We start from the raw sequence: 1,281 nt of genomic DNA on the forward strand, positions 1-1,281 counted from the left end.
GCGCTGGTGGTCGCCAACGCCGAGCGCAAGCGCATGGACGAGGAGCTGCGCGCCTCGCACGCCAAGGTCGCCGCCCAGGCCGCACAGCTCGAGAGCCAGAACGAATACCTGCAGGAGAACGTGCGCCTGCGCGAGGAGGTCGAGCGGATCAGCCGGCACGACCTCAAGACCCCGCTCAACAGCATCATCGCGGTGCCGCGCCTGCTGCGCGAGAAGAGGCGGCTCGACCCCGAGGACGACGAGCTGCTCACCATCATCGAGCGCGCCGGCTACCGCATCCTGTCGATGGTCAACCTGTCGCTCGACCTGTTCAAGATGGAGCAGTCGACCTACCGCTTCCGGCCGCGCTCGATGGACCTGATGGACCTGCTCGACAAGCTGTGCGGCGACCTGCGGCGCCACGCGGGCGAACGCAAGGTGCGCTTCCAGGTGCTGCCGTGGCACGAGCCGCACGTGCACGTCTGGGCCGAGGAGCTGCTGTGCTACTCGATCCTGGCCAACCTCATGAAGAACGCGCTCGAGGCCTCGCCCGACGACGCCAGCGTGACCATGCGCATAGGGCGCGACGGCGACCAGGTGCTGCTGCACATGCACAACCTGGGCCCGGTGCCGGAGTCGGTGCGCGAGCGCTTCTTCGACAAATACGCGACCGCCGGCAAGGCCGACGGCAGCGGCCTGGGCACCTATTCGGCGCGCCTGATGGCGCGCGCCCAGGGCGGCGACATCGAGATGCAGACGAGCGAGCGGGACGGCACCACGCTGCTGCTGCGCCTCAAGGCCGCGCCCGCCATCACCGAGGCCGCCGCGCCCGAGGCCGACGCGCTGCCGCGCCGGCGCGACACCCCGGCCGGCGCCGCCTTCGCGCCGCTCAAGGTGCTGGTGGTCGACGACGACGAGTACAACCTGCTGGTGATGCGCCGCTTCATGCCGGGCCCGCCGGTCGAGGTGTTCACGGCGGTCAACGGCCAGGACGGGCTCGACCAGGCCATCAGCCACGGCCCGGACCTGGTCTTCATGGACCTCGACATGCCCGTCATGAACGGGATCGACGCCACCCGGCGCCTGCGCGAGCACGAGAGGAACGCGGGCCTGCCCGCCGCGGTCGTGGTGGCGCTGTCGGCGCACGACGACGAGGCCAGCCTCGAGCGCAGCCTCAGGGCCGGCTGCAATATCTACCTGTCCAAGCCGGTGAGCAAGGAGCAGATCCGCGCGGTGATGCACAAGGTGACCGGCCGCGCGCCGGCCGGCCCGTCCGCGGCCGCCGCCGCGCCGGCCGCGCCC

1 protein-coding gene is annotated in these 1,281 nt (G+C 71.3%); it reads left to right on the forward strand.

Going from position 1 to position 1,281, the window contains the following annotated elements; genetic code table 11:
• On the forward strand, window positions 1-1,281 hold a 1,281-nt coding region (locus tag C7C56_RS11475; protein WP_146204433.1), incomplete at both ends, for a hybrid sensor histidine kinase/response regulator.

Source organism: Massilia glaciei (assembly GCF_003011895.2).
In the GTDB taxonomy this organism is placed as follows: Bacteria; Pseudomonadota; Gammaproteobacteria; order Burkholderiales; family Burkholderiaceae_D; genus Telluria_A; species Telluria_A glaciei.